Source organism: Desulfovibrio sp. JC022 (assembly GCF_010470665.1).
Taxonomy (GTDB): Bacteria; Desulfobacterota; Desulfovibrionia; order Desulfovibrionales; family Desulfovibrionaceae; genus Maridesulfovibrio.
This window is the reverse complement of record NZ_VOPZ01000002.1, coordinates 438493-464279: the sequence shown is the minus strand read 5'-3', so window position 1 is coordinate 464279 and position 25787 is coordinate 438493. Positions and strand designations below refer to the sequence as shown.

General features: G+C 47.3%; 20 protein-coding genes. 10 read left to right on the top strand and 10 right to left on the bottom strand.

Features of this window, described 5'->3' with window-relative positions; translation table 11 throughout:
• The first annotated feature begins 2 nt into the window (after positions 1-2).
• The 8 genes from FMS18_RS05185 to FMS18_RS05150 are packed head-to-tail and all read left to right on the top strand — an operon-like array spanning position 3 to position 10423.
• Positions 3-1883: an SPOR domain-containing protein gene (locus FMS18_RS05185; protein WP_239060939.1), complete on the top strand. Its 1881-nt coding sequence runs from the start codon at positions 3-5 to the stop codon at positions 1881-1883.
• Between the two features lie 29 nt (positions 1884-1912).
• Positions 1913-3322: a GAF domain-containing protein gene (locus FMS18_RS05180; protein WP_163292676.1), complete on the top strand. Its 1410-nt coding sequence runs from the start codon at positions 1913-1915 to the stop codon at positions 3320-3322.
• A 10-nt stretch (positions 3323-3332) separates the two neighbouring features.
• Positions 3333-4409, top strand: a complete 1077-nt coding sequence (locus FMS18_RS05175) for a HEAT repeat domain-containing protein (RefSeq protein ID WP_203544515.1) — start codon at positions 3333-3335, stop codon at positions 4407-4409.
• Positions 4399-5904: a GT4 family glycosyltransferase PelF gene (gene pelF, locus FMS18_RS05170; protein WP_163292674.1), complete on the top strand. Its 1506-nt coding sequence runs from the start codon at positions 4399-4401 to the stop codon at positions 5902-5904. Before FMS18_RS05175 ends, pelF begins: the two co-directional genes overlap by 11 nt.
• Before the next feature lie 3 nt (positions 5905-5907).
• On the top strand, positions 5908-7278 hold the full coding sequence (gene pelG, locus FMS18_RS05165; RefSeq protein ID WP_163292673.1) for an exopolysaccharide Pel transporter PelG: 1371 nt from the start codon (positions 5908-5910) through the stop codon (positions 7276-7278).
• Between the two features lie 19 nt (positions 7279-7297).
• Entirely contained in the window at positions 7298-8248 is a 951-nt protein-coding gene (locus FMS18_RS05160) for an NAD-dependent epimerase/dehydratase family protein (protein WP_163292672.1), read from the top strand.
• Between the two features lie 27 nt (positions 8249-8275).
• The gene (locus tag FMS18_RS05155; RefSeq protein ID WP_163292671.1) at positions 8276-9340 is read left to right on the top strand and encodes an HDOD domain-containing protein; all 1065 of its coding nucleotides are present in this window, start codon (positions 8276-8278) and stop codon (positions 9338-9340) included.
• Between the two features lie 27 nt (positions 9341-9367).
• A complete protein-coding gene (locus FMS18_RS05150; protein ID WP_163292670.1) occupies positions 9368-10423 on the top strand; it encodes an HDOD domain-containing protein in 1056 nt (351 codons plus the stop codon).
• 39 nt (positions 10424-10462) lie between these two features.
• Here the strand turns inward: FMS18_RS05150 and FMS18_RS05145 are convergent, their stop codons facing one another.
• The 3 genes from FMS18_RS05145 to FMS18_RS05135 all read right to left on the bottom strand — a co-directional run bounded on the left by FMS18_RS05145 (position 10463) and on the right by FMS18_RS05135 (position 14737).
• Positions 10463-11842: a rhodanese-like domain-containing protein gene (locus FMS18_RS05145; protein WP_163292669.1), complete on the bottom strand. Its 1380-nt coding sequence runs from the start codon at positions 11840-11842 to the stop codon at positions 10463-10465.
• A gap of 63 nt (positions 11843-11905) precedes the next feature.
• On the bottom strand, positions 11906-12319 hold the full coding sequence (locus tag FMS18_RS05140) for a desulfoferrodoxin family protein (RefSeq protein ID WP_163292668.1): 414 nt from the start codon (positions 12317-12319) through the stop codon (positions 11906-11908).
• A gap of 168 nt (positions 12320-12487) precedes the next feature.
• Positions 12488-14737 (bottom strand): hybrid sensor histidine kinase/response regulator, encoded by a 2250-nt coding sequence (locus FMS18_RS05135; RefSeq protein WP_163292667.1) that lies wholly within the window; start codon positions 14735-14737, stop codon positions 12488-12490.
• Positions 14738-14981: 244 nt separating this feature from the next.
• On the opposite strand from FMS18_RS05135, the gene FMS18_RS05130 reads away from it, so the two are divergent.
• Both FMS18_RS05130 and FMS18_RS05125 read left to right on the top strand, forming a co-directional pair.
• The gene (locus FMS18_RS05130) at positions 14982-17429 is read left to right on the top strand and encodes a PEP/pyruvate-binding domain-containing protein (protein ID WP_163292666.1); all 2448 of its coding nucleotides are present in this window, start codon (positions 14982-14984) and stop codon (positions 17427-17429) included.
• Entirely contained in the window at positions 17422-18504 is a 1083-nt protein-coding gene (locus FMS18_RS05125) for a dual specificity protein phosphatase family protein (protein ID WP_163292665.1), read from the top strand. The genes FMS18_RS05130 and FMS18_RS05125 overlap by 8 nt, the downstream gene beginning before the upstream one ends.
• Positions 18505-18582: 78 nt before the next feature.
• On the opposite strand, the gene FMS18_RS05120 is transcribed toward FMS18_RS05125, so the two are convergent.
• From FMS18_RS05120 to FMS18_RS05090, 7 genes are all read right to left on the bottom strand, one after another.
• Positions 18583-19188 carry a hypothetical protein gene (locus FMS18_RS05120; RefSeq protein WP_163292664.1) on the bottom strand — a complete coding sequence of 202 codons (606 nt, stop codon included), beginning with the start codon at positions 19186-19188 and terminating at the stop codon, positions 18583-18585.
• 84 nt (positions 19189-19272) lie between these two features.
• Positions 19273-20664, bottom strand: a complete 1392-nt coding sequence (locus tag FMS18_RS05115) for a HAMP domain-containing sensor histidine kinase (protein WP_163292663.1) — start codon at positions 20662-20664, stop codon at positions 19273-19275.
• On the bottom strand, positions 20639-21319 hold the full coding sequence (locus FMS18_RS05110) for a response regulator transcription factor (protein ID WP_163292662.1): 681 nt from the start codon (positions 21317-21319) through the stop codon (positions 20639-20641). Before FMS18_RS05110 ends, FMS18_RS05115 begins: the two co-directional genes overlap by 26 nt.
• Positions 21320-21373: 54 nt before the next feature.
• A complete protein-coding gene (locus FMS18_RS05105) occupies positions 21374-22156 on the bottom strand; it encodes a 4Fe-4S binding protein (protein WP_163292661.1) in 783 nt (260 codons plus the stop codon).
• A 184-nt stretch (positions 22157-22340) separates the two neighbouring features.
• Positions 22341-22967 (bottom strand): hypothetical protein, encoded by a 627-nt coding sequence (locus FMS18_RS05100; RefSeq protein ID WP_163292660.1) that lies wholly within the window; start codon positions 22965-22967, stop codon positions 22341-22343.
• Positions 22967-24250, bottom strand: a complete 1284-nt coding sequence (locus FMS18_RS05095; RefSeq protein WP_163292659.1) for an ATP-binding protein — start codon at positions 24248-24250, stop codon at positions 22967-22969. Before FMS18_RS05095 ends, FMS18_RS05100 begins: the two co-directional genes overlap by 1 nt.
• Before the next feature lie 210 nt (positions 24251-24460).
• A complete protein-coding gene (locus tag FMS18_RS05090; RefSeq protein ID WP_163292658.1) occupies positions 24461-25738 on the bottom strand; it encodes a phenylacetate--CoA ligase family protein in 1278 nt (425 codons plus the stop codon).
• Between the last annotated feature and the right edge of the window lie 49 nt (positions 25739-25787).

Sequence of the window (25787 nt, the reverse complement as noted above, 5' to 3'; positions counted from 1 at the left end):
ATTTGAAGAAAGCGTTTGTTTTGTTTTTCCTTTTGATGACGGTACTGCTGCCGGTCATGCATGTTACCCCGCTCTTGGCGGCGGATAATGCTGTTGCGCCTGTTGAGGCTGAGAGAGAACTTATCTGGACGGTCAGGGTCAGTTCTTTCCGTAAGCCTGATATTGCATGGAATTTCATGTCCTACCTGAAGGACGAGGGATATAATCCGGTCATGGTTTATCTTTATGATAGACAGGACAAACTATGGCGTGTGGTCCAGATAGGAGACTATCCCACCCGTAGTCAGGCACGAGTTGCCGGACGTCTTTTCAAGAAGAGGACCGGGCTTGATTATCTGGTCCGCTCCATGCCTGTTGCCTTGCTGGAAGAGCGAACTTTGGATTCCCGTAGGAGTTCTGTTCCGCCGAGAAGAGCGATTCAAGCTGCAAAGGTTGCGGTCCCGATTTCCACTTTAGATGCAAAAAAATCTCCGGCAGTTGATCAGAAGCTGGTCGGTGCGCCGGAATCCCTTTTTTACGAGCTGGACCAGCGTGATGTGTTGCGGGCCACGGGTCATCGGCAACAGAATGTTATCCTTGCCCGGATCATGATCCGCCGGGGTTACGTGGAAGACGGTATCAGGCTTTATGCCAGACTGCTAAAAACTTACCCGGATGATCTGGAATTGCGCGAGGAATACATCGGCGCACTTATCGATAATAATGAGGCTGAAAAGGCCGAATCCCTGCTGCGTAGATGGCTTGCTCTTGATCCGCATTCCCCGCGTGCTTTGCGGCAGGAAGCGCGATTGCGTCTTTTAGCCGGGGATTATTCCGTACAGATCGATACCCTTGATTATCTGCTGCGGTTGCGGCCCGGTGATACGGATTCCATTTCTGCCAAGGCCTACAGTAACCAGCAGGGAGGAGACTGGCTGGGGGCCATTGAGAGTTTTTCGGAACTTGTCGATGCCGAGCCGGATAATTATGAAGCGCGGCAGGCTCTTTCCAACCTCCTTATGGAACGCAGACCTCGTTTGGTACTTACTCCCAGTGTCTATCTGCAATCAGATGAATCAATAACCACCTCTTTGGGCAGCCGTTTTTCCATGCAACTTACCGACCAGACCAGAGGTGAATTCTATTACGCCAATACCCGCATCTATCGACCGGAGAAGGACGGAGTTGAGGGAATCAACAAGGATGTGAATCAGGCGGCATTACTTTTAAAGCGTGATTTCACCCGTACTTTCACCGGGATTGTGGGCGTAGGTGCTTTCGAAGGTACTGCATCGGGAGTATCCGGTGCTCTCGGTTTTGACTGGCGGGTTCATGATCCGGGTACATTTTCAGCCATGATCGACTACAACAATCCGTGGCTGGATGAACCATCTGCTGCAAACTATGAAGGGCGTTACAGTCAGCTTTCCCTGACTTATGACGGTTTCTATGATGATGTTTGGGGATTGTTTTTAAACGGTCAGCTTCGTGAGTACCAGCTTGAATCCGAGAAGAACTATGGGGCCAAGGGAATTTACAATATTATTCTGACCCGCAGGCTTCTTGCTGACCCGGATCTTTTTGTTTCCTATTCATTCTACCGTTCTTTCTTCAAGTATGATGATGAGAATTACAAGCCGTTTGAGGTTGTAGAGAACGAGAGTATCCATACTTTGAGCGCAAGTTTCAGCAAGTCCATTTGCGATACCATTGTTTTTCAGGCCGCAGGTGGAATCAGGCTTGATGAGTTTAAGAACAGCCCCAGTTATTTCGGTGGCCCTTCGTTGGCCTTGAGATTGGGTAGATTCGAGATCAGTCTGGATTATGAATACAGCAGTGATTCCGGGCTTGCCGGAGGCGGGGAAACTCAGTTCCTCAGCGGGGGGATCGGTTATGTTTTCTAGTGTGATTGAAAATGCTCAGGCCGGTGAATATGCTTAAAGTCAATGCAGCTGCAAGAAAATACAAGCTTTCCAAATATTATGAAGTCCTGCTTGGACTGGTCGCTATCACTGCGGTCAATCTTATTTTTTTTCGTCATGATCCGGGTTTCATCTCTGTTTCCCCCCATCCATATTGGGTAGTGGTGCTGCTTACTTCTACCCGTTATGGTTTTGCCGGAGGTCTTTTTTCCGGGCTTATGGCCGGTTTGTTTTTCCTTGTTTTTAACAGTTTATCCATTCCGGATATTGAGCTTCTTGATTTCAAAACCCTTGCCATGTGGGGTAAGCCGATTCTTTTCTTTCTGGCTGGGGTTGTGCTTGGAGAGCTTCGCCAGACGCATATCAAGGAATACAATGGAGTATGTGAAGAAAGGGATGCCTTTCATGATGCTTTTGACAAGATCAAGGTGAAGTATGACATCCTTAGCGAGGCCAAGCAGGAGTTGGACAGCAAAATTCTTTCGCAGGAAAGCACACTGGGGACCCTTTACGAGGCTGCACAGGGGCTGCGAACTTTGAGCATGGACAGCATTTATCCGGCAGTGTTGGAAATCCTGCGTGAGTTTATGGACGTGGAGGATTGTTCAATTTATCTGCTGGATGGAACTGAATTCAAACTCGATACGGCCCTGCGTCATGGCAAAGGCTTTCTACCTGAAACGGTTCCGTTGGGTGAAAGTTTAATGAGTATTGCGGCTGCACAGAAAAGAGCCGTTTCCATCAGAGATATTGCCAGTACTGAGAGTATGCCCGGTGGGCTTGTTATTTCCGCTCCTATCATGGCCGATAACCATCAGCATGTGGTTGGGGTTTTGAACGTAGAGAAGATGCCTTTTCTCAAATTTACCAGTGATTCTGTGCGTGTGGCCGGACTAGTCGCTGACTGGTGCGGCAGCAGTGTCGAGAATGCTACTGTTTTTGCGGAGACAAAGGATAAGCTCATCGCTGATGAGATTACTGACGCCTACACTTTTGATTACTTCTTGCGCAGGCTGCGTGAGGAATTTGTCAGGGCACGGCGTTACGAGTTGGATCTTTCTTTGATTATGCTCGAATTTCCGGGGCTTTCCAATGCCTCTGATGAGGGGCGAGATGAAGTTCTCATGGCTTTCAGTATGATTCTTAAGAACCAGATTCGTGAAATTGATATCCTGTTCATGAGTGATGAGCCGGGGGCATTTTTTATGATTCTTCCGACTACCCCAGCAGCCGGGGCACGGATTGTGGTTAACAACCTGCTCAGTTCTTTTAAGGCTCTCAGCGTGATGGCTTTTGAAACAGACCAGAACCTTGTGGAACTCCGGGCCGGGGTGGCCGGATATACTCTGGGTATGGAAGATCCTGAAGAACTGGTCACGAATGTGAAAGAGGATATGGTCAGTGTACTTTTTGCGGAGTAGAGTAATCAGAATGGCGCGTTTGCGCCTGCTGGGATCTTTTGTTGCTTCCTACCTTTTTGAGGGTGGAGCCGTTTGGCTGTACCTGAACAGGGAAGCTGTATCCTGGTACGTCTACGCCGCAATTACAGCTCATGTTTTTTCCGGTTTGTCCTTTATACTTTTTACTGCTCCCAAGCCGTGGGCCCTGCCCGGAATGGGTTTTTATTATCCTCGTATTGCCGCTCTTTTTACCCTTTTCATGCCCTTGATCGGATTGTTTGGGATCTCCATGACTTTGCTTGCAGCCCGTGTTTTTATGCAAAGTCATGGACTGGCTGAGGAATATAAGGAAAAGGCCTATGAAGGCTCCGGGCTGGATGTTGATTTGCCCACGGATATTACTGGTTTTTTATATGATGAAGTTGATGTCCATCCCATCGCAGATATTCTGTCAGGCGATGACATGGAGATGAAAAGGGGAGCGGTAAACCTGCTGCGCCGCATAGGTTCTGCTGAGGCGGTCAGTCTTTTGCGTAAGAGTCTTTCTGATGAAAGTGCCGAGGTCCGTTTTTATGCTCACACAGCTTTGACACGGCTTGAGGAGGATTACGCCGATGCTGTGGATAAGGCCCGTTTCCGTGCTGAAAAGTATGACAGCGCGCAGGCCCATGCCGAGCTTGCCTCCACTTACCGGAATTATGCCCGAAGCGGATTGCCGGAAGTTAACATGCAGGTCCGAACCATGGCTTTTGCCTGCGAACATTGGCGCAAGGCCGTTGAAAAAGATCAGGAAAACAAGGATTACCTGATGCGTCTTGCTGAATCATATGTCGAGAGCAAAAGTTTCAGTGAATCTTTGCATATTTACCGCGAGACAATGAAGGACCCGGAACTTGAGCTTGAATCGCGTTTGGGGATTTGCAGGACATTTTTTGAAATGGGTAATTTCATCGCCCTTTTTCAGGAGGTGGAACAATTGCGGGCGCAACCTGAACTTAAATCTGCCGACCCTTTCAAAACTTTGATTTATAATTTCTGGATGGAAAATACATTGTCCGGCGCAGAAGGAAATGAAGCTGATTTCAGCGGGGTAGAACATGAGCTCTGATAAGCAATACGATGTCTGCCTTCTTCTTGAGGGAACTTATCCCTTTGTTGCCGGAGGTGTGTCCACTTGGATTCACAATTTGATTAAAGGGATGCCGGAGTTGACCTTTACAGCGGTCTGCATTCTCGCTTCTTCCAAGGAAAAGGCCGAATACCGTTACGATGTACCGGATAATTTCGTCGATCTTAAGATTGTTTACCTGCATGACGAAGTTGAAATTTCACAAAATCCGTTCAAGAAGATTTCCGGCGGGAATATGGAGAAGCTCAGGAAATTCCATTACCGCATGGACCGAAATGATATCAGCATGATGAAGGAAATGGTTGAGTTGTTCCGTGATGATAAATTTCCACTTTCTGAGTTGTTCCATGGCAAGAAAGCATGGAATATGCTGGTTGAGAGATATAAGCCGGACAGTAACGATGAATCTTTTATTGATTATTTCTGGACCTATCGGTTCACCCATCTGCCTATCTTTAAGATGCTTCCACTGGATTTGCCCAAGGCACGGGTTTATCACACTATTTCTACTGGATATGCAGGGATGCTCGGGGTTGTTGCAAGGGTTATGACCGGACGTCCGCTGCTGCTTACCGAGCACGGTATTTACGTCAAGGAACGCAAGATCGAAATTTCTCAGGCTGAATGGGTTTACCGTAAGGAAGATGAGCGGATGCGCATTGAAAGTAAACTCGGTGCATTCCAGACTTTTTGGATCAGGATGTTCGAGCAGCTGGCCCGCTTGTGTTATGATTATTCTTCGGCAATTTATACCCTGTATGAAGGAAACCGCCAGCTTGAGATTCAGGAGGGTGCCGACCCGGACAAAATCAGGATTATTCCTAACGGCATCAGTCTAGATAATTTTCTGGGACTTAAGCCCGAAGATCATGACTACATGGGGCAGACTGAGTTTGCAGTAGGGTTTGTGGGTAGGGTGGTTCCCATCAAGGATGTGAAAACTTTTCTGCGGGCCGTCAAGATCGTATCCATCAAGATTGAGAAGCTTAAGGTCTACATCATGGGACCTACTGAGGAGGATAAGGAGTACTTTGAAGAGTGCGTGAACCTTGTTCGTTTGTTGCATCTTGAGGATGTGGTGGAATTCACAGGCAAGGTCCGGGTTACGGATTACCTGCCGGGCCTTGATTTAATTGTGTTGACAAGCATCAGTGAGGCTCAGCCGTTGGTTATTATGGAGGCCAATTGTGCAGGTATTCCAGCGGTTGCCTCGGATGTAGGCTCCTGCCGGGAACTCCTTGAAGGGCGCACTGTGGCGGATCAGGCTCTGGGACCGTCCGGTATTGTGACCAAGGTTGCGGACCCGGTCAGTACCGGGGAGGCCATCCTAAAAATCCTGACCAGCCCGATCCTGCGTAGCAAGATGTCGAAGGCCGGGATTGAGCGGGTTAAGACGTTTTATAAAGAGTCGGATCTCAATGAGACTTATTTGAAAATTTACAAGGATTACATGGCAATGGACGATCTGGAGTAGCGTATGGCTGGAATAGGATTTGAACTTAGAAAAATGCTGCGCGGGGATAGCTTTCTTTCCGATGTCTCGGCGTATTTGTACGCGGCAATGGTTTCCTCCGGCCCGTGGCTCATGAGTGTACTCTGTCTTGCGGTACTGGGGTTATATTCCTATTCCGGTTTTTCCCCGCAGGATCAGGATATTTTTCGGACCACCATTGTATATGTCTATGCCTTCACCCTCATCTATGTGGGCTATATCCAGCTTGTGGTGACCCGCTATCTTGCTGACCGTTTCTACATGGGCGATGAGAAGATAACCCTGACCGCTTTCTCCACCAGCACGATAATTGTTCTGGCTGCCGGGGCTGTTCTCGGTGTGGGAGGGATCTGGTTCTTTGAGCTGACCTTCACTTACAAGATAATCGCGGTGGTACTTTTCCTCATTGTGGCCATGATCTGGCTGACTATGATTTTTCTTTCAGCCGTCAAGGATTTTCGTTCTATTGTACAGGCTTTCGCTGTGGGGACCTCGTGTAGCGTAGGCACAGCCTTCCTTCTTTATCCGCTTTTCGGACTTGAAGGTTATCTGCTGGGATATACTTTCGGACAAGCTGTTATTTTTTTCTGGCTGCTGGCCCGCTTGCTTGCTGAATTTCCGCCGGGCCGGGTCTGGGATTCGGAGATGTTTTCTTATTTTATCAAATATTGGGAGCTGGCCCTGATCGGGATGTTTTTCAACCTCGCCATCTGGGTGGATAAGATCATGTTCTGGTTTGCGCCGGATTCCAGAATGGTGGTCCCTTACCTGCGCACTCACGACATGTATGAAGGGCCGATATTTTTCGCCTATCTGACTATTGTGCCGACTTTGGCCATCTTTCTGGTCAAGATTGAAACCAAATTTTACGAGCATTATCATGACTATTTTGCGAAAATAATTTCCAAGGAAGACCTCTCCAGCATCTTGCAGGAAAAGCAGGGTATGATCAGGATGCTCAAGGAAAGTTTGCGTGAAATTCTGATCGTACAAGGCTCCCTGACCATGCTTTGTATTTTTATGGCTCCCGAATTCATCGAGTTGGTGGGGCTTTCGCCTTTACAGCAGCCTCTTTTGCAGATTGCCCTTGTGGGGTCGCTGATGCAGGTTATGCTTTCCGTGGCAGTGATTATCCTTTTTTATTTTGACCTGCGTAAGGAAGTTCTGGCTGTAACTCTTGTTTTTCTGCTCAGTAACGTGGTGTTGACATGGCTGAGCATGCAGCTGGGTTTTACTTTTTACGGTTATGGTTACTGCTATTCCTGTTTTATTTCATTGATGTTTTCCTATTACCTTGTTTCAAAAAGTGTGCGTGATCTGGAGTACATAACTTTTTCAAGTCAGCCGTTGTTCTAATATTACGGTGGGAGGGGAGATGACCAAAAACTGTCTTGTTACCGGATGCGCCGGATTTATCGGCAGCCATCTTACGCAGACACTGCTTGATGCCGGGCATTCTGTGGTGGGAGTGGATAATTTTGCCAGTGGCTATGTCCATAACATGGAAGGATTTAGAAACCATGCCGGTTTCAGTTTTTATGAAAAATCCATCACTGAAGACGGTTTGCTCACTGATTTGAAACAGACCCACCCTGAACTTGATGTTGTCTTTCAGTTGGCGGCAGTGGTCAGTGTTCCATATTCCGTTGAGCATCCTGAGTTGACCATGCAGGTAAATTTTGAAGCCAACCGGGATATGCTTGATGCAGCGCAGAAACTGGGGATTTCCCGTTTTGTTTTTGCCGGGTCCGCAGCGGAATACGGCAATGAGGATCGGCTTCCGGTGAAGGAAGAATATGCTGATGAGGCCGAGCAGCTCAGCCCTTACGGGGTGGCGAAGTATCAGTCCTCAGCGTATATTGCTCAGTCGGGCTACGGATGTTCTTTGCGGTTTTTCAATATATTCGGTCCGCGTCAGGATCCTACCAGCCAGTACAGCGGAGTGATTTCCCGTTTTGTTGATTTCGGGCTGGCCGGTAAGAATATGGTCATCTTCGGGGACGGGGAGCAGACAAGGGATTTCCTGTATGTTTCCGATGTGGTTACCTCTTATCTTATAGCGGCCGGGCTTGACGGACAGGGCCGGGGGCCGTTGACCGGTGTCTATAACGTGGGTACGGGCAGAGGCAGATCGGTGCGTGAGCTTGCCACGGTTATAGCGGGTTTGACTTCTGCGCCGGAAGAGATTGATTTTAAACCGGAACGGGCCGGGGATATCAAACATTCCTGCGCAGACGTGAGTAAAATATCAGCTGAAGGTTTTGTGGCCGAAGTCTCTTTTGAGGACGGCTTGGGACGCACTGTTGAGTGGGCCGGAAAATCTTAGTTGTAATGAATTTTTAAAAGGACATATATGCAGGAAGTAGAACAGACGACAACGCTTAATCCGCAGATTAAAGACGCGGCCATTAAATATGTGAGAAATCTTTTCAGTCAGGCTGATGACTCTGAGTTCATTCGGATGCTGAAAAAGGAAGCATTCAAGAATGTCTATAAAAAAATGGTTGTTGAACCGGATGAATTCATGGCCCGGCCCCGTCCGGCTGACATTGAGCCGTGGAGTGGTGCTAAGCCTGATAGTCCGCAGGATTTTTTGAAATCAAAGGTGGTTCTTCCTTCTTTACCGCAGGTTTTGTTGGAGATTCAAAAGGTTATTAAAGATCCGGACAGTTCGGCTGATGATCTGGCTGAGGTGCTTAATAAAGACCCCAAACTGGTGGCCTCTATTTTGCGGCTGGCAAACAGTGCCATGTACAGCTTTCGCACTGAGGTGGATACAACTTCACGGGCGGTGGCCTTGCTGGGATTTAAGCAGGCCAGCTCCTTAGCTCTTGGAACTGTTTCGCTTAGCCTGTTTAAGCGGAGTGAGGGAGTTCAGGTTTTACAGGTTGAGAAATTCTGGAAACACGCTATTGCCTGCGGAGTTATTGCGCAGGAAATAGCAAAACTGGCCGGGATTCAGGATACTGAGCGGTTTTTTGTAGCCGGAATGCTCCACGATATAGGTCTTTATGTTATTTTTGAAAGCGACAAGAGCCTTGGGCTTGAACTGTACGAGTTAGCCCGTAAGAATGGAAACAGTCTTTACGATGCGGAGATGGAGCTGCTTGGTTTTGACCATGCTGCTCTCGGTGGAGTTATTATCAGGGATTGGAATTTTCCGAAATCTTTGGTGGTTGCGGCTGCGGCCCATCATAATCCGAATAAAGCCAAGAAAGATCCTGATGCCGGAATAATTCACGTGGCTGATTTTATCTCCAGAGCTTTGGGCTACCATCTTGGCTTGTCCACTGTGCTTGGTGTTTTGGATCAGGAAATTTATGAAAGTTTTGGGCTTAGCGGAGATATGTTTGTTGACATGGTCCCCGAAGTGCAAAAAATGATTGAAGAAATTTTTGAAATATTAAATCCTGCTTAAGGTAAATTAAATAAAATTGGGAAGTTAGTGAAAATCGGGAAGCAATATAAATTAAGGCCGGATATCAAAGAAGCAGCTGCGCAACATGTGCGCAGTCTTTTTATTCAGGCCGGGAATTCCGACTTGGTCAGGTTGCTCAAGAAGGAGGCCTTTAAACGTGTCTACAAGCAGATGCTTGCTGATCCTGATTCTTTTATGCCCCGAATTTTCTCTGCTGAAATTGAACCATGGAGCGGGACGAAACCTAAAGGTCCGGGTGATTTTCTTACCGGATCGTTTGTGCTTCCCTCGCTGCCTCAAGTTCAGATTCAGTTGCAGGAAATCATCGATGACCCTAAAAGTACTATTGGAGACCTTACCGAGATAATCGGCAGGGAGCCCAAGCTTGCTGCTGCGGTTTTGCGACTCGCAAACAGCGGCCTTTACAAGCTTGAAGGGAAAATTGAAACTCCGTCAAAAGCCGTTGAACTGCTCGGATTTGAAAAGGCCGGAACTCTTGCCCTTGGAACTGCGTCGTTGAGTTTGTTTAAACGTTCCGATGATGCTGTTCTCGATTTGGTAAAATTTTGGAAACATTCCATAGCCTGCGGAGTTGTGGCGCAGGAAATTGCTTTTATCGCCGGACTTGGAGATCCGGAACGGTTTTTCGCCGGTGGTTTGATGCATGATATCGGGCTGCACGTAATATTTGAAAGCGATTACAGTATGGCAGTGGATATTTTTAAATTGGCCTGTAGCGATGGATATAATCTTTACAAGGCAGAGCATGAGATGCTCGGATTTAACCATGCTGATCTCGGCGGTTATATTCTTATGAAGTGGAAATTTCCCCGGCAGCTGATTGCTGCGGCATGGGGACACCATAATCCGCGCAAGGTGAAAACTGATCCCGATGCCATGGTCATTCACGTGGCTGATTTTATTGCGCAGGCTTTAGGGTACGAATTGGGAATTTCTCCGGTAATCGGATACATTGACCGGACTGCGTGGGAAAAAATCGGCATTACAGCCGAGCAACTTATTGAAATGTTGCCGGAGATTCGAAGATTAATAGATGATGTTTTTTATATTTTTGAGGAATAACAAAATCCCGGAACTTAGGTTCCGGGATTTTGTTATTTATTATTCAAGTTCGTAGCCTGATCTGGACCACGCAATGGCCCCGCCAGCTAGCGAGCAGACTTGCGTGAAGCCACTGTTTTGCAGGTAACTTCCCACAATATTTGAACGGTATCCTGATCCGCACATGACGATGACCGGGGTGTTTTTTTCCACATCAATTCCTTCATCAAGAACCTTGGCAAAGGGTTTGTGCATGGAGCCTTTAATTCGTCCTCCTGCAATTTCCGCAGGGGTGCGTACATCAAGGAGGGTGAAGTCTTTTCCCTCGGCCATGGCATCGCGTAATTGCTTTGCTGATTTCTGGGCCAGATTTTCAACCGGGTATCCGGCCATGAGCCATGCAGAAATGCCGCCGTGCAGGTAGCCGAAAATCCTGTCGTAACCGATGCGGTGCAGCTCTGTGCACATACGGGCGTAATCTTCTTTGGAATTGACCACCAGCAACAGGTCGGAGTCCGGTTCAACAGCCATACCCACCCAGTTGGCGAGTTGTTTTTCAAGGCCGATGTTGATGCTGCCAGGAATGTGGAAACCACCGAAGCCGGCAGCGTCGCGCACATCAATAACTGTACAGCCCTGATCAATCATCTGTTTGAATTTTTCCGGGTTCATGGCCCGGTCAAGGGGGCAGCGTTCCAGCAGGGGCGCGCCTTTGAAGTTGGTATTGATGATGTGGGTGAAGGATTTTGGGCGGCTGGGGAATGATTCCAGCACCTTGGCCTTGAAATCCTCGAAGTTCTCGAACTGGAGCATGGGGTTGTAACGTCTTTCATACCCCAGCGTGGTACTCGGCTTGGCACTCATGCCCTTACCGCAAAGAGACCCCTGTCCGTGGGCCGGGTAAACTTCCAAATAGTCAGGCAGCTTACCAAGTTTGACGTACAGGCTGTCGTAGAGATTTGCCACCTGTTCATCGAGAATCTCGTCGCCGGGAAGGTCCGGGCGTCCGATATCCCCCACAAAAAGCAGGTCACCGGTGAGAATCATCCACGGTTCATTGCCGCGCATGATGTCGGTAACCATGATAGAGATGGCGTTGGGGGTGTGACCGGGGGTGTGCAGGAAATCAAGTTTGGCTGCTCCCACAGTGATGGTGTCGCCTTCTTTGATGGGTTTGTGTTCATAACCCACCTCTGCGTTTTCATGGATGAAAAGTTCCGCTCCGACAATGGATTTAAGCTCCTGCTCACCGCCAACATGGTCCGCGTGGACATGAGTGTTGATTACCCGGGTAATCTTCATGCCCTCTTCGCGGGAAATATCCAGATATTCCTGAACATCCCTGCGTGGGTCCACAATGAGCATTTCTCCTGCGGCGGGACAGCCGATTACATATGAGTAACAGCCGAGACCTTCAGTTGTTAATTGTTTGAAATACATTAATGCGTTCTCCTTTTAGCTGGGTAAGATTTTCGAGCGTGAGAGTAGAGTCCGCTTACCGGGCTATAGTGTTACCGGGGAAATCCAGAAATCATGCTTGTTACAGAAGCTGGTAGCAAAGAATTTTTTACCCTTGCTGCCGGCTGGAATTTTGAAACGGGATACAGCTTTCTCGTCGGTATTGGAAAAGGTCTTTGTGCCGATAATATTGCCATCTGCATCCACCAGAGTGTGGCGGACAATATAATGTTTTTCGGTCATGGGATGCAGGGTGCGGATGATTACTTTGCCGTTTTTTACCTCCACTTGTGGAAGGTGTGATCCGGCCTTTTTACTCCATACGCCCGGATCTTTTCGGGTGTAAACAACGTTGGAAGGGTATTTGCGGCTCTTTCCGGCAGCGGCGTTGGTTACCGGCATGAGGATTGCCGCTGTGGCTGCGGCGGACATAGCCATGAATTTTCTTCTGGAATTCATAATTTTCTCCTTGCGGATTTTTCAGCCGTTGTTCCTGCTTATGGATCCGACAATATTAATACACCGACAATGTAATTTACAGTAGTTTATGCTCCTGTTTAAAACATTTGTCAATAATGATTCTTATTAACTTTACTTTGAAAGCCAAAAACTTATTAAATATATTTCTTATGAATAATTTTTTCTTTCGATACGTTCGAGAAATTGTAATTTTGTGATTGGTTTGGTCATGTAGCTGGAGCATCCGGCATTGCGGGCTGATTCAGCTGTGCCTTTGATTGCATGGGCGGAAAGAGCAATAATCGGTACAGGGGATAAACCTATGATCCGTTCCCAGTCGCGAATTTCTTCAGTGGCCTTATAGCCATCCATTACGGGCATTTCTATATCCATGAAAATTATATCAGGCTGAAACTCTTTATATAATTCAATGCCTTCTTCCCCGTTTGACGCACATTTCATAGTGTGAGGGGATTCGGAAATGAAGTGCTTGAAAAGAAGGCGGTTGCTTTTGTTGTCTTCGATAAGCAATACCTTGCGGGGCAGAGTTCTATTTTCAGTCAGCTTGTCTGTATTATCTTCTGATGCAGCGGAGGCCGGAATTTCTTTAAGTGTAATGGTAAAGATAAATGTGCTGCCATTCCCCGGTGAACTGGAGACTGTTATGTTGCCGTTCATCAATTCACATAGTTTTTTACTGATTGAAAGTCCCAGCCCGGTTCCCTGATATTCACGGGTTATGGAGTTATCTGCCTGAGTAAAGTGTTCAAATATTGCATCCTGCCTGTTTTCGGGGATTCCCGGTCCGGTATCTTGAATCTCAAATTGTAATTCGACCTTGCCGTCTGCAAGAATTGTGTGTCCGGCTTGTACGTAAACTCCCCCTGAATCGGTAAATTTTACTGCGTTGCCGATGAGGTTCAGCAGTACCTGCTTAACCCTTACAGGATCACCTTCGACAAGGTCCGGAAGTTTTCCGTCAATTCGGCAGGCCAGCTCAATCCCTTTGTTTGATGCTGAGTGTTCAAAAACATTGCAGCACTGGCGCATGATTTTTGAAGGGTTGAAATTAATACTTTCTAAGTCAAGTAATCCTGCTTCCACCTTGGACATGTCGAGGATATCGTTGATCAGGGAAAGCAATCCTTCTCCGGCGTTATCGAGAAGTTTGATATATTTCTTCTGGTCTTCGCGAGGAGTGGAATCCTTGAGCAGGTCGGTTGTTCCGAGGATTACGTTCATGGGGGTTCTTATTTCATGGCTCATAACAGCCAGAAAATGGCTCTTGGCATGGTTTGCAGCTATGGCTTCCTCTTTAGCTGCATTGATTTTACGGGCTACAATCCAGCCGATTAATCCTGAGAGCAGAATTGCCAGAGCTGCGGTTACGAGACTGAGTCTGTGATCTTCCTTAATTTCTCCCAGATAGTCATTTTCCGGGATGTATAGTCCGATGATCCAAGGCCAATGGGCATTTTTGAAGGGAGTGAAGACTGCATTATAACGTGATCCCTGATGCTCGAAGGATGTGAATACAGGTTTTTGCGGAAGTTGATCCGGGGAGAGTTTTAAAGATTTATAAGCCTTGCGGCATGCAGGGTCGGAGAGTTCGTTAATTTTACTTAAGCGGATTTTATTATTCTGCGAGGTTTGTTTCAAAGCTTCAAGGTCGGGAAAGGCCACAACATTGCCGCTTGTGTCTACTATAAAGGCTTTGCCGTTGCGCCCTATGCTCAGGGTGCTTAAAAATGTTGAAAGTTCCGCAATAGTAATATCCACTCCGACAACGCCTTGAAGCTCCCCTTTTTTATTGTAGACCGGGCTTGCTGTGGTTATGCCCGGTTCTTGGCTGGTGAAAAAAATGTATGGTTCGGTCCATATTACATCATTAGCCATAAGTGCTTCAATGAACCACGGCCGCTTCCGGGGATCGTATTTATCCAGAGGAACCAGATCTCTTTGCATAATCTTTTGATCAGCGGTGCTCCATATTTTGGTTACTTTTCTTGCTCCGTTTTCAAAAAGAATTGTTTTTGAAAGTAACCCGTTTTTGATTTTATCATCGGAGCGGGACACCATGAAAAATTCACCCTTGATGGTACCGTAGTAAATGCCTGAAAGCTGCCGGTAGAGGGAAAGTTGTTCGCTGAAATATTTGATCATATTTTCATAATTATCACTGCTGACAATATTGCTGTCCGCTAGGAAACGGGTCAGCTCGGCAGCATTCTCCGCAGGACGCAGGTAGCTTTCGGATTTGTCCAGCGTATAGGCCGAAATATTAAGCATAATATCACGGGCCAGTCCGGACAAGGCGTTGCGGGAGGTAGTGGAGTGGGGGATAATGATTATCGTGGTGAGGATTATTGTCAGCGAGATAAAGCATAAAGCCAGCCACCATTTTTTTATATAATTCATTGTCTGAAATATCTCCGAATACCTTGACGGGCGGTTTATTTCCTAATGTTATGACTACAGCACAAAGGGCCTTATTAATCATGTATCTTGCCAGGGGGATAAAATCAATATGTCATGTAAAAAAGATGTGTTGCCGGGAAAAGTAATTGCTGAAAACAAGTACTGCGGGGTGTAATTTCAGGCTATAATGCGATAACCTGTCTGCAAGTAGAATTTTAAACCTCAATCCTGTCCCGGAGAACCTATGCTTCCATTCGATAATTGGAAATTCTGGGCCGAATCATTACTGGCTCCGCGAGCTTTGCTGCAACGGAAGTATGAGGCGTTCAAGATTCTGTTGGAATATGATTCTCAAGCCCTTGATTTTATAGCTGACCTTGAGGAGTTGTTTTACGGGAAAACACTTGCGGACCGCATGCAGGTTAACTGCTCGTATAAGCAGTTGGCGCAGGCTGTTTACGGAATGATCGGAGAGTTGCAGCAAATGCATCCGTACAGGTTTCGCGAATTATTAGAAGAAGTTAAGCGTATTGATTCAATGGCCCAAGGAGTTGTAGCCCTGCCTGTGCCTGATTCAGGTACTCCATATACAGTGCCTCTTGCCGCAGCCGGGGAGTGCCCGCAGCTGGCAGGAGGCAAGGCGGCTAATCTTGGTCGGGTGCACGGGCTGGGGCATGTGGAAGCCCTTCCCGGATTTGTGGTCACTGCCAATGCTTTTCAGGCTTACCTGGACTACAACAACCTGCGCGAGGCTGTGAATAAGAGGCTTTGCCACATGGAAGTAGGCAATGTGCGCTTGCTGTCCTCCTTGACCCTTGAGCTGCAAGAGCTGCTTCTTAACGGGGAAGTGCCGCCCGGAGTTGCCGGGGAGATTGAACGCGGACTGGGAATTTATCTGGACGGAACAGGGAGGCTGGCCGTGCGTTCCAGTGCCTTGGCTGAGGACAGTGAAATATCATTTGCCGGACAATACGCCAGTGAGCTTGATGTTCATCCTGATGATGTGCTGGAAGCGTACAAGAGGGTGCTGGCCGGGAAGTATTGCCCCCGTGCTGTGTCCTACCGTATTTCCAATGGCTTGACCGATGATGATACTGCCATGGCGGTGCTCATCGTACCCATGATAGATGCCCGCAGTTCCGGGGTCGTTTATTCCATGGACCCGGATTGCCTCAGCAGGGACAGTGTGGGGATTTACGGTGTATCCGGACTTGGCGGCTCTCTTGTGGACGGAAGCGTTGTTCCGGTTAAGGCATCATTGCATCGTGGCAAAGAGCCTCGGCTGGTCAGTGAATGCGCTTTTGACCGTGCCGCTTTGCCTGACGAACGTATGCTCATTCAACTTGCAAAATGCGGATTGAAGCTGGAAGAGCAGTTCGGCTGTCCGCAGGACATGGAATGGGCTGTGGATAAGGATGGACAATTTCACATTCTTCAGACCCGCCCTTTGCAGCAGGAAGCTGACGGGCAGAGTGTTGCTCACGTCCCCATCGCAGCTATGCCGATTATTGAAAATTTGGAAAGGGCGGCCGGAGGCGCGGGGTGCGGTGAAATTTATTTTGCACGCAGCGGTGAGGAGATCGCCCGTATTCCTGAAGGGGCTATTGTGGTAACTCCGGCTTTGAAGCCTGCACTGTTGACCTTTGCCACTAAAATAAACGGGGTTCTTTCCGTTGCCGGAAGCAGGGCCAGCCATTTTGGTTCCGTGGCAAGGGAGATGGGAATTCCCGTGCTGGTGGGAGATGTGCTGGACCGCTTTGAGCCGGGGCAGTTGGTCACAGTAGACGGCATGTCCGGGGCAGTTTACAGCGGCTGTGTTGAGGAGGTGCTAACCCGTAATTGCTGTGATAGGCAGGTTTCTCCCCGTGTTCTTGATCTGTATGCGGATATGGTTTCTCCGCTGGTACATCTGAACCTTGTTGATCCTCAAGATGAAAATTTCAGTCCGTCCGGGTGTAAATCCATGCATGATCTTGTGCGTTATTGCCATGAGATGGCAGTACAGGAAATGTTTTCGCTGATAGATAAACGCGGACTGGGCATGGGCAATTCAAAGCGGCTTGCAACCTCTCTGCCGCTGGTGGTGTATCTGATTGATCTGGAGCGGGGACTTGATTCCGGAGTTGAGCAGAAAAAAGAAATTCAACCGGATGATGTGCGCAGCGTTCCCATGCAGGCATTCTGGCAGGGGCTTGCCGATGAGCGGGTAGTATGGCCCGAGGAAATGACCCATGTGGACTGGGAGGATTTCGATCGTATGTCCGCCGGGATTCTCAGCAAGGACTCCAAACTGCTTGCCAGTTACGGACTGCTTGCCGAAGATTACCTGCATTTGCTGGTTCGGTTCGGTTATCATTTTTCCGAGGTGGATTCCCTGTGCGGAGATATTTCCGGGCAGAATTATATCAAGTTTCGTTTCAAGGGAGGCGGGGCCGGATTTGATAACCGGGTTCTGCGTTTAGAATTTATACGCAAGGCCCTTGATCATTATGGATTTGAGATTGAAATACACGGAGATACGTTGCAGGCTTTCAGCTCCCGTCTTGATTCAACTGCCACTTCGCGCCAGCTTACGGTTCTGGGTTATTTGATGGCAGTAACCCGGATGATGGATATGCGGCTTGATAATGCCGGGCAGGTGGAAGCGGAACTTAAGAAATTTATATCGGCAGTGGAGGGAATTGATGTCTGAGCAGAATAGCGGTCATGCCTATAAACCGACATGGGTGACCGACCAGCTTGCGGTGGGATGTGCACCCATGAGCCATGCCCAGCTTGATTCCCTTAAAGCGCAGGGCATCGATGGTATTATCAATCTTTGCGGTGAGTTCTGCGACCTGCATGAAATCGAGCAAAGTGCCGGATTTGAGGTTTATTATCTGCCCCTTGAGGACGAAGAAGCACCGGGACTGGTGGAACTGGAGAACGGGCTTGAATGGCTTGATGAGGCCATTTATCTGGGTAAGAAGGTGCTTATCCATTGCCGCCACGGTATCGGCAGGACCGGAACCGTGCTGAATGCCTACCTGTTGCGGCGTGGGCTGGGTCATAAGCTGGCTGGACGCAAGATGAAGGACCTGCGTTCCAAACCCGCTAATTTTTCCCAGTGGTGGACCATTCGCAAGTATGGGCGCAGAAGCGGCAGGTTGACCGCTCGCACTCCTTGTGTGGAATTCAAGCGCAAGGTCGACCTTTCTCCGTTTTTTAATGATTACCTTGAACTGGCTGGCAGTGTGGAGCAGCGGGCTGTAAAATTTAAAGATCTTCAGCAATGCGGGTTGGATCATGATCGCTGCTGCCGCACCCCGCTGAACATGACTCTGGCTGAGGCCCTTCACCTGAGCCATTGCGTTAACCTTGAGCTTTCCCATGAGGATAGGCTGGCAGTGATTGAAAAAGCCGTGGTTACTGCACGGGCTGAAAAAAAGGCCATGCGGGAGTTGTCCGCAGACAACGAAGCGGGGTTCTGTCTTTCCGGTGTGGATTCTGTCTGTCCGTTGCTGGAAGATGAGAAATGCCGACTTTTTGATTACCGCCCCTTGCAATGTCGTGCTTTCGGATTGGATAGCTCCGAGAACGGGCAGTTGTGGCGTGATGTGCTCAGTCCCGGACTGGATAAAATTTCGAGGGAAATCTGGTTTGCCTGCACCGGGGCCATGCAGGAGGATAAGCTCCCCACGTTTTCCCTGCCGGATGTTGTTTCCGGTAAATTCATTGAGATTCTTTTTAAGATGATGATGGCACAGGGGATTGATGAAGTTATTTAGATCTTGTTTTGAAGTATTGTAATCGGGCGGAATGTCAGAAACATTCCGCCCTTAGTCTATTGATTATTTTATAGTTTTTTAACGGTCATCGTTATCCCGCCGTTCAATATCCCTGTGGCTGATGACGCGTCCGCTTTCCGGATCAAGCATGACCATGATGGCTCTTTGCGGGGTGAAGAGGTGGATCTGGTAGTATAGCACGCCGTCAATATTTTCAAACTCCGCCCTATATGCTGTGCTACAGGTGGTCAGCTCTGCCTGTCGGATAGCCTGCTCCATACCCAATTGATCGTCTTTGATTGAATCATAATAATTACAGACTCTTTCAAGCAGACTAGACATGAATTCGGGTTGACTGATCTCAACAATTTCTCCGGTTATGAGCGAACATTGGACCTGAACAATGTCTTTCTGACGGAGAACGTCAATTTCTACATAATTTTTTTCACTATCGCTTTCTTCGATTTCCACTTCAACGGCAATTCCCTGAGCTGCCTTTTCAGCTTTGCCGACTAATGTTGCAAGGGTGCAGTTGCCTACTTTTGCAGATTTCATGATGTAGTCTGCGCTTTTGATGTAGTCATCGCTGAAGAAATCATCAGCAATGGCGGAAATCGAGCCGAGGCTTATGATGCTTGCGGCGCAGAAAACTATGAGTACTTCTTTAAAAACTGTTTTATCCATGAAGGTTCTCCTTTTGTTTGGTGAGAACATCATGGAAAATGGGGATTGCCTGTTGCTTACCCGGAAATTACACGGGTGTAATTTTTAGTTTCTTGGAAAACGGATTTCAAAAAGACTGCCGCCTTCCGGGGCATCGTGAACAGTTACGCTGCCTCCATGGGCCTGCATTACGGCGCGCACAAGACTTAAGCCCAGCCCTACGCCTTTTGTAGAGCGGCTTTTATCTTCCCGGTACAGCTTTTCAAAAATGCGGTCTCGCTCTTCTTCCGGGATACCCGGTCCATTGTCTTGAATGGAGATTATTGTGAAATTGTTTTCAAGTCTGGTTTTGAAAATAATCTTACCGCCTTCGGGAGTGTACTTGAGAGCGTTATCGGTCAGGTTTCCAATAACCTGCAATGTTCGCTGGCGGTCTGCTGAAATCATATAATTATTTGCATGATTGGTTATGTGGATGTTTCGGTCTTCAGCAATTATTTCATACAAATCAAGCGTCTCTTCTATTAGTGCCATGCAGGAAAGTGGTTCCGGAGAAAGGTGCATCTGTCCTGTTTCAGCCTCGGTAATATCCATGAGCATGTTAATGAGTTTGTCGATGCGCTCAATATCTTCGGCACAATCCATGAGTACTTCCCGTTGCTCTTCTGCGGATGAGTCAGACAGCAGGGTTTGTTCAATGCGAGCCTTCATTCGGGCCAGTGGGGTTTTCAAATCGTGGCTGACATTGCCTAACGTGTCGCGCATGGCTGTGATCAGGATTTCAATCCGTTCCATCATGAGGTTAAAAAGTTCGGTCAGCTCGCGTATTTCTCCGCTTTTTTCAAATACCGGAACCCTACTTTTCATGTCGCCGGAAGAAACATTTTTTGCCGTCGCGGCCAGCTCTCGAACCGGGCGCAGCACATGACGGGAAAACATTATCCCCCCGATGATGCCTAGAATTATCACTCCGCCAAGGACTATTATGAATACACTTTGCAGCCCTTCAACCATGAATTCCTGTCGGTCGGTAGTGCGTCCGATATGCAGGGTGTATCCGGTTTTAAGCGGGGTAACGAGAATATCCAGATCGTTCATTGTGGGCAGATCCAGCGGGTGCCATCCGGGTTGATTTGGTATGGCCTTCAGTTGGAGCGGGGTCCACTCCAGCTCGTCAAGTTCCTGCGGTATGGTCAGCCAGACTGTTTTGCCGTTCGCGTCCGTTAAATGGATGAAAATATTACTGAATGTATTGGCTTTATGCTGGGAGCGGATAGTGCGCAGCAGGGATTCAAGCCCCTTGGTATCATATGTTTTATTATAGGTTGATACCCGCTCGGATATACGTTCCCGTTCCATTTGGGTCAGTTGGTAATCAAGCATGAAGGTACTCATGGCGAATAGGCAAAGCGTGCTGCACACAAAGAGCAGGAAATAGGCGGAGATTATCCGGTAGGAAGAAAAAAGTTTTTTAGTCTTTTTTGTCAGTGAGCACATAGCCGACCCCGCGGATTGTGGAAATCAGATTGTGAGTAAAGGGTTTATCCACCTTGGAGCGCAGCCGGTGCATGAGCACTTCCACCACGTTGGTCTGCGGGTTGAAGCTGTAATCCCAGATGTGTTCTAAGATCATTGTTTTGGTTATGACTCGTCCGGCATTGTTCATCATGTATTCCAGAAGGCCGTATTCTCTTGCGTGAAGGATTATCTGTTTCCCGTCACGGCTGACTTCGCGGGTGAAGCGGTCCAGTTCCAGTCCTCCGACCTGTAATTTGGATTCCGCCGGAGTCCGTGATGACCTGCGGATAAGAGCCTGTAAACGGGCTTGAAGTTCGGCAAAGGAGAATGGTTTGGTCAGGTAGTCATCCCCCCCGGCCTGAAGCCCGGAGACCTTGTCATCCACACTTTGGCGAGCACTGAGGATAAGCACCGGTGTTTCCATTGCGCGGCCTCGCATTTCTGCAATTATGCTCAGTCCGTCGCGGCCCGGAAGCATCAGGTCGATTATGGCCGCGTCATATTCAGTATTTAGTGCAAAGTTTAGCCCGTCATTCCCATCAGCCGCATGATCCACTGTAAAGCCGGACTCGCGCAATCCCTGGGCAATATAGTCGGCAATGGTCATATCATCTTCAACAATCAGTATTCGCAACGCAAGCTCCTTTGAATGGCAGTGCGGTCTTACTTGGCCGCACTGCCTGTATCTTTACCAGTGATATACGAATAAGACCAGATAGCTGGCAATCAGATATACGCCTATAGCCAGAGCTGAGAATATTGACGGGTTGACTTTGCGGCCAAAGAATTCAAGTGAAAGAGCGTTCGCTTTGGAAGGGCAGACATTATCCAGACAATTGTAGCAGCTTAAGCAGTCATCACCGCAGATTTCCTTTTTAGATGAAGGATTGACCTGCATGGGGCAGACCCGGTCGCATTTTTTGCAATCGATGCAGGTTTCAGAATTTCTTTTGATTTTGCAGAGTTTGCAGACCTTGTTGATCAGGTTGTATCCGGCTTTTTGAAAACACATGTATTTGCAGAAGAAATTGGGAATAAACAGGGGAATCAGCAGGACCGCAAAATGTTTGACCTTGATGAAGTTCCACGAGAACGCGGTGGATTTGTACATTTCAATATGGTCCCCGAAATAGCTGACCCCTTTGATGAAGAACAGGTAAAGGAAGAATCCCAGCAGCGGATAACGGAGCATGCGCAGCCACTTATCGTAGGGCTGGGGAATGTTGAATTGCAGCTTCGGGAAGAGCTTATTGCCGATGCGGGTGGCGAAATAGGAAGCACTCCCGAACGGGCAGGCCCAGCTACAGAAGAACGGCCCGAACAGAATTATGGAACCGAGCACGAGATATTCGCTTTCAAGTTCAAATTCTATTCCTAGAATTTTCATCATAATGTAAAAATTTGCGGCAAAGAAAAAGCGTATGGCATCCCTTGAAAAAGTGAATGGTGTGTCTTTTTTATAAAGTTTCATATTTCCCCTTTGTTTTTGAAATTATTTTTCATGTCCGGGGAATAGTGAGGCCTCACCATTGCGTCCTTATTACCTGAAAATTACACGGGTGTAATTTTGCCACAACAAAGCCCCTCTTTACCTATTCCGGCAAAGAGGGGCTTTATTGATTTGATATGGTTTAAATGGGATTTTAAAATTTGACTTAGCTTGGTGCTTTTTGAATTTCGGCAATAAAATCTTTCAGCCATTTATAATCAGGTTGTTTACGCATATATTCAAGGTGTGCGCTGTCGATCATTGGGCTATATTTGCTATGATCATTTGAGTTTATTTTTTTTAATTTGCATGTCTCTTTGCAATTTTTGCATTTTTTTGTGGAAACTGTACCAACTTTTGTTGTTTTTAATAGAAAACATTCGCAGCAGTTTGGTTTTATCGCGAAGGCTTTTATTTCAGTATTGTAAGGGCTTTTGGAAAGTTGCCTTTTATTTGGTACTTTTTTTCGAGCTTCATCAATAATTTGGTCTAAGTTGCGTTTACCTGATTCAACAAAATCAGAATCCATAATTATTATAATTTTATCGAAGCTGTTATCTTTGTATAATAAAGCATCCTTGACGACTTCCACCGGACTACGTCCAGTTCCATACCATGGCCTTACGCTATATTGGTGATGCGTAGGGTAGAATTTAGTTATTGCTTTATATAATTCCATGCATGCTTGGTCTTCACCAAATACCAGAAGTGATGTGTTCTGTGTTTTCTCTGCTCTTTTTCTGTCTCGTTGAAATTTTCTTGTTTTGCGGAAACCGTTTGATCTTTTAGGCATTAGTTCACCTGCGGGATAGCACCGTATTTTCCGGTGATGTAATTCATGAAGAAGTTATCCCGCTCTTTAACGTCTTTAACGTCATTGAGGAACCATGCCTGACTTTCAAGGGTCTGTCTGTCCTTTTCTACCAGCACAATTTGTCTTTTACTGAGTTGATTTATGACGTTAACACTGTGGCTGCTGCATATCAGCTGTCCTCGCAATTCTTCACCGGATTGTTTTCTGAATAGTTCAATAATTTCTTCAACCACGATAGGGTGCAATCCAACTTCAATTTTATCTATGATGGCTACTCCACCTGTAGTAAGAGCTGCTATGATTGGAAAAAGGACTTTAATGAGTTGTTTTGTGCCATCTGACTCAAGGTTGATATCGAATCTGTATTCAACGCCATTGATTTCATGTATCGCTTCGCACACTTCAACTTTACCTGCAAAAAAATTAGTATACACTTTAGGGGTGGGAATACTCTCGTCGGGCATGTTTTCCAACAACCCTTTGATTTTCTTTACGGGTTCAGAATCAAGAAATTCTTGCTCTATTTCGATTTCAGAATGTTCAATCCGCTCAATCCCTACATCGAACGACTTCAGGTAATTGGAAACGTTGTCTATTATGTTCAAGTCCTTGAATGCTTTTGTTGCTTCTATTACTGGAACATAATTGTTGTATTTATATGCAAAGAAAAGGCTCAATCCTTCCAATATTTTTTCAAAGCCTGTTTCGTGTTTCAGTGAGCTGGAAACAGCGAGAAGCGATTCACTATCTTCCAGTTCACGCTTCATTTTATCAATGCTGAATTTGGCTTTTGTTCCTTTTGTTATCTGGATTTCTCCGTCATCATCCAGCTCTCTTTTAAATATATAATTCCAACGTCCTGTTTTGGGATTTGATTCGTATAGCTCTTCATATTCGACATGTTTTCCGTCACGATTATATCCCAACGAATAGCGATAGACTGTGTTTGAAATTTCAAACATCAATTCAAAGTCAGATACGGGGACAATATCTTTGTGCAATTTGAAAAAATCAACAGCCAGTTCGCGTCGTCTATCTGTCATAAAATAGAGCAGGGCGATAAGGGTACTGATCAGATTTGATTTACCCGAAGCATTGGCCCCGATACATGTAATAACGGAAGGCACGTAATGATTCTCTGCCAACTGAATAAAGCGGGGATCATCAGAATATTTTTTATCTACACTTTTAAAATCGAAATCCAGACATTGTTCGCCCTTGAAGGACCAAGCGTTGTCAAAGCAAAAGGATAGAATTTTCACTGTAAGCTCCGTATGAAGTTTGTGAACTGAGCTGTTTTCGGTGAAATGTTGCCGAAAAAGCTACAAGGCATATCTTTATCTAGTTGCTTTTAAATTTTTCGTCAATGGTTGATTGAAGAAATAAGGGTGTGTTTTGGAATTCCTAACAACAAAGCCCCTCCTTACCTGTTCCGGCAAAGAGGGGCTTTGTTGATTAACCATAATTTCAATTTACATGAACCGCTTATCAATAACCCGCCGGATTTTTCCGGTGGTTTCTACTCTCGGGATGCCGCCGGAAGGTACAACCAGAATCTTGAAGGCTCGGATGCGGTTTTTTTGTCTGTTCGCGCCAACTGCCGGAATATCATCACTTAAACATTCGTAGACCTTGGAAGTTAGTTGGTAATCATCCACAGCATCGCTGTCTGCGGCTTCCACGCGAATGATGATGTCTGTTTCTTCTCCGTTTAAGTCCAGCCTGATCTGAAAGACCGGGGCCAGTTCCCTGAAATTGCCGAGACAGGAGCCTATTTGTTCCAAGGACATAGAATCATATTGAAATTCGAGGATTTCATCAGAACGTTGCAGCAGTTTGAATCGTGGGCTGGTTCTGCCGCAGGGGCATTCCCCTTCCATCCACTCAATGTTGTCACCCACCTTCATGCGGATGGCTGGTTGCAGGGTACGGATCAGGGAGGTGGCGATGATTCCGCCGTCATCGTCCTGTTCCACAACGCAGTGCGGTAACAGGATATGATGCTCGGTTCCGGTGCAGTGTTCGCACTGGAAACCGATGGGGCCTACTTCGGCGGCACCGTATCCGGCAGAATGGAAGGTGGCGTTGGGCCAGACCGAAGAAAGGTAACTTTCCTGTTCCGTGGTCAGGGGTGTGGAGGCAAAGGCTACTTTTTCAATATTGAGCTTGAGACCGCGCCTTGTGGCTTCCTGAGCAATCTGGACCAGTGTTGGCGAGATCCCGAAAAGGGTGTTCGGACTCATCATTTCCAGATAATCAAGGGTCCGTTCCACGGGCTGGTTGTCGGTAATGGGCAGGATGTTGCAGCCGATCATTTCAAGGGCGCGGTAGCTGGTCAGGAATCCGGTCCAGAAAGCCCCGGCACGGATGCAGTTTGCAACCACGTCCGAAGGGGTGATGCCACAGGCCATGAGGCCGTAAGCCGCGCCTTCGCAGACTTCCCGGAATTCATCCAGTCCGTAACGGGCAAAGGTCATCCTGCCGGAGGTGCCTCCGGTGGAAAATTTATAGAATCCCCCGGTAGTGCGGGTGTAGAGGGCCTTTTTGCAGGCTTGGCCTTCAGTGCAAAGGGCCTGCTTGTCGATAACCGGAATTTGCTTGAGTTCGTCCAGACTTTTCAGCGGAAGCTCAATGCCTTGGTATAGTTTCTTATAAAAAGGAGCCTGAACGGCAATACCCAGAATCTGATTCAGTTTTTCCAGTTGGTGTATTTCAGCAGTCTTTTTGTCTGAGAAATGGAGATCGGTCATGCTGGCCTCCCTTGTTTGTTCAATGCTTGGAGCAGGGTTTCAAACAAAT

Excerpts from the sequence above, each read along its gene's own strand:
- FMS18_RS05180 (WP_163292676.1), top strand. The coding sequence starts at position 1,913 with ATGCTTAAAGTCAATGCAGCTGCAAGAAAATACAAGCTTTCCAAATAT.
- FMS18_RS05175 (WP_203544515.1), top strand. The coding sequence starts at position 3,333 with ATGGCGCGTTTGCGCCTGCTGGGATCTTTTGTTGCTTCCTACCTTTTT.
- pelF (WP_163292674.1), top strand. The coding sequence starts at position 4,399 with ATGAGCTCTGATAAGCAATACGATGTCTGCCTTCTTCTTGAGGGAACT.
- pelG (WP_163292673.1), top strand. The coding sequence starts at position 5,908 with ATGGCTGGAATAGGATTTGAACTTAGAAAAATGCTGCGCGGGGATAGC.
- FMS18_RS05160 (WP_163292672.1), top strand. The coding sequence starts at position 7,298 with ATGACCAAAAACTGTCTTGTTACCGGATGCGCCGGATTTATCGGCAGC.
- FMS18_RS05155 (WP_163292671.1), top strand. The coding sequence starts at position 8,276 with ATGCAGGAAGTAGAACAGACGACAACGCTTAATCCGCAGATTAAAGAC.
- FMS18_RS05145 (WP_163292669.1), bottom strand. The coding sequence starts at position 11,842 with ATGTATTTCAAACAATTAACAACTGAAGGTCTCGGCTGTTACTCATAT.
- FMS18_RS05140 (WP_163292668.1), bottom strand. The coding sequence starts at position 12,319 with ATGAATTCCAGAAGAAAATTCATGGCTATGTCCGCCGCAGCCACAGCG.
- FMS18_RS05135 (WP_163292667.1), bottom strand. The coding sequence starts at position 14,737 with ATGAATTATATAAAAAAATGGTGGCTGGCTTTATGCTTTATCTCGCTG.
- FMS18_RS05130 (WP_163292666.1), top strand. The coding sequence starts at position 14,982 with ATGCTTCCATTCGATAATTGGAAATTCTGGGCCGAATCATTACTGGCT.
- FMS18_RS05125 (WP_163292665.1), top strand. The coding sequence starts at position 17,422 with ATGTCTGAGCAGAATAGCGGTCATGCCTATAAACCGACATGGGTGACC.
- FMS18_RS05120 (WP_163292664.1), bottom strand. The coding sequence starts at position 19,188 with ATGGATAAAACAGTTTTTAAAGAAGTACTCATAGTTTTCTGCGCCGCA.
- FMS18_RS05115 (WP_163292663.1), bottom strand. The coding sequence starts at position 20,664 with ATGTGCTCACTGACAAAAAAGACTAAAAAACTTTTTTCTTCCTACCGG.
- FMS18_RS05105 (WP_163292661.1), bottom strand. The coding sequence starts at position 22,156 with ATGAAACTTTATAAAAAAGACACACCATTCACTTTTTCAAGGGATGCC.
- FMS18_RS05100 (WP_163292660.1), bottom strand. The coding sequence starts at position 22,967 with ATGCCTAAAAGATCAAACGGTTTCCGCAAAACAAGAAAATTTCAACGA.
- FMS18_RS05090 (WP_163292658.1), bottom strand. The coding sequence starts at position 25,738 with ATGACCGATCTCCATTTCTCAGACAAAAAGACTGCTGAAATACACCAA.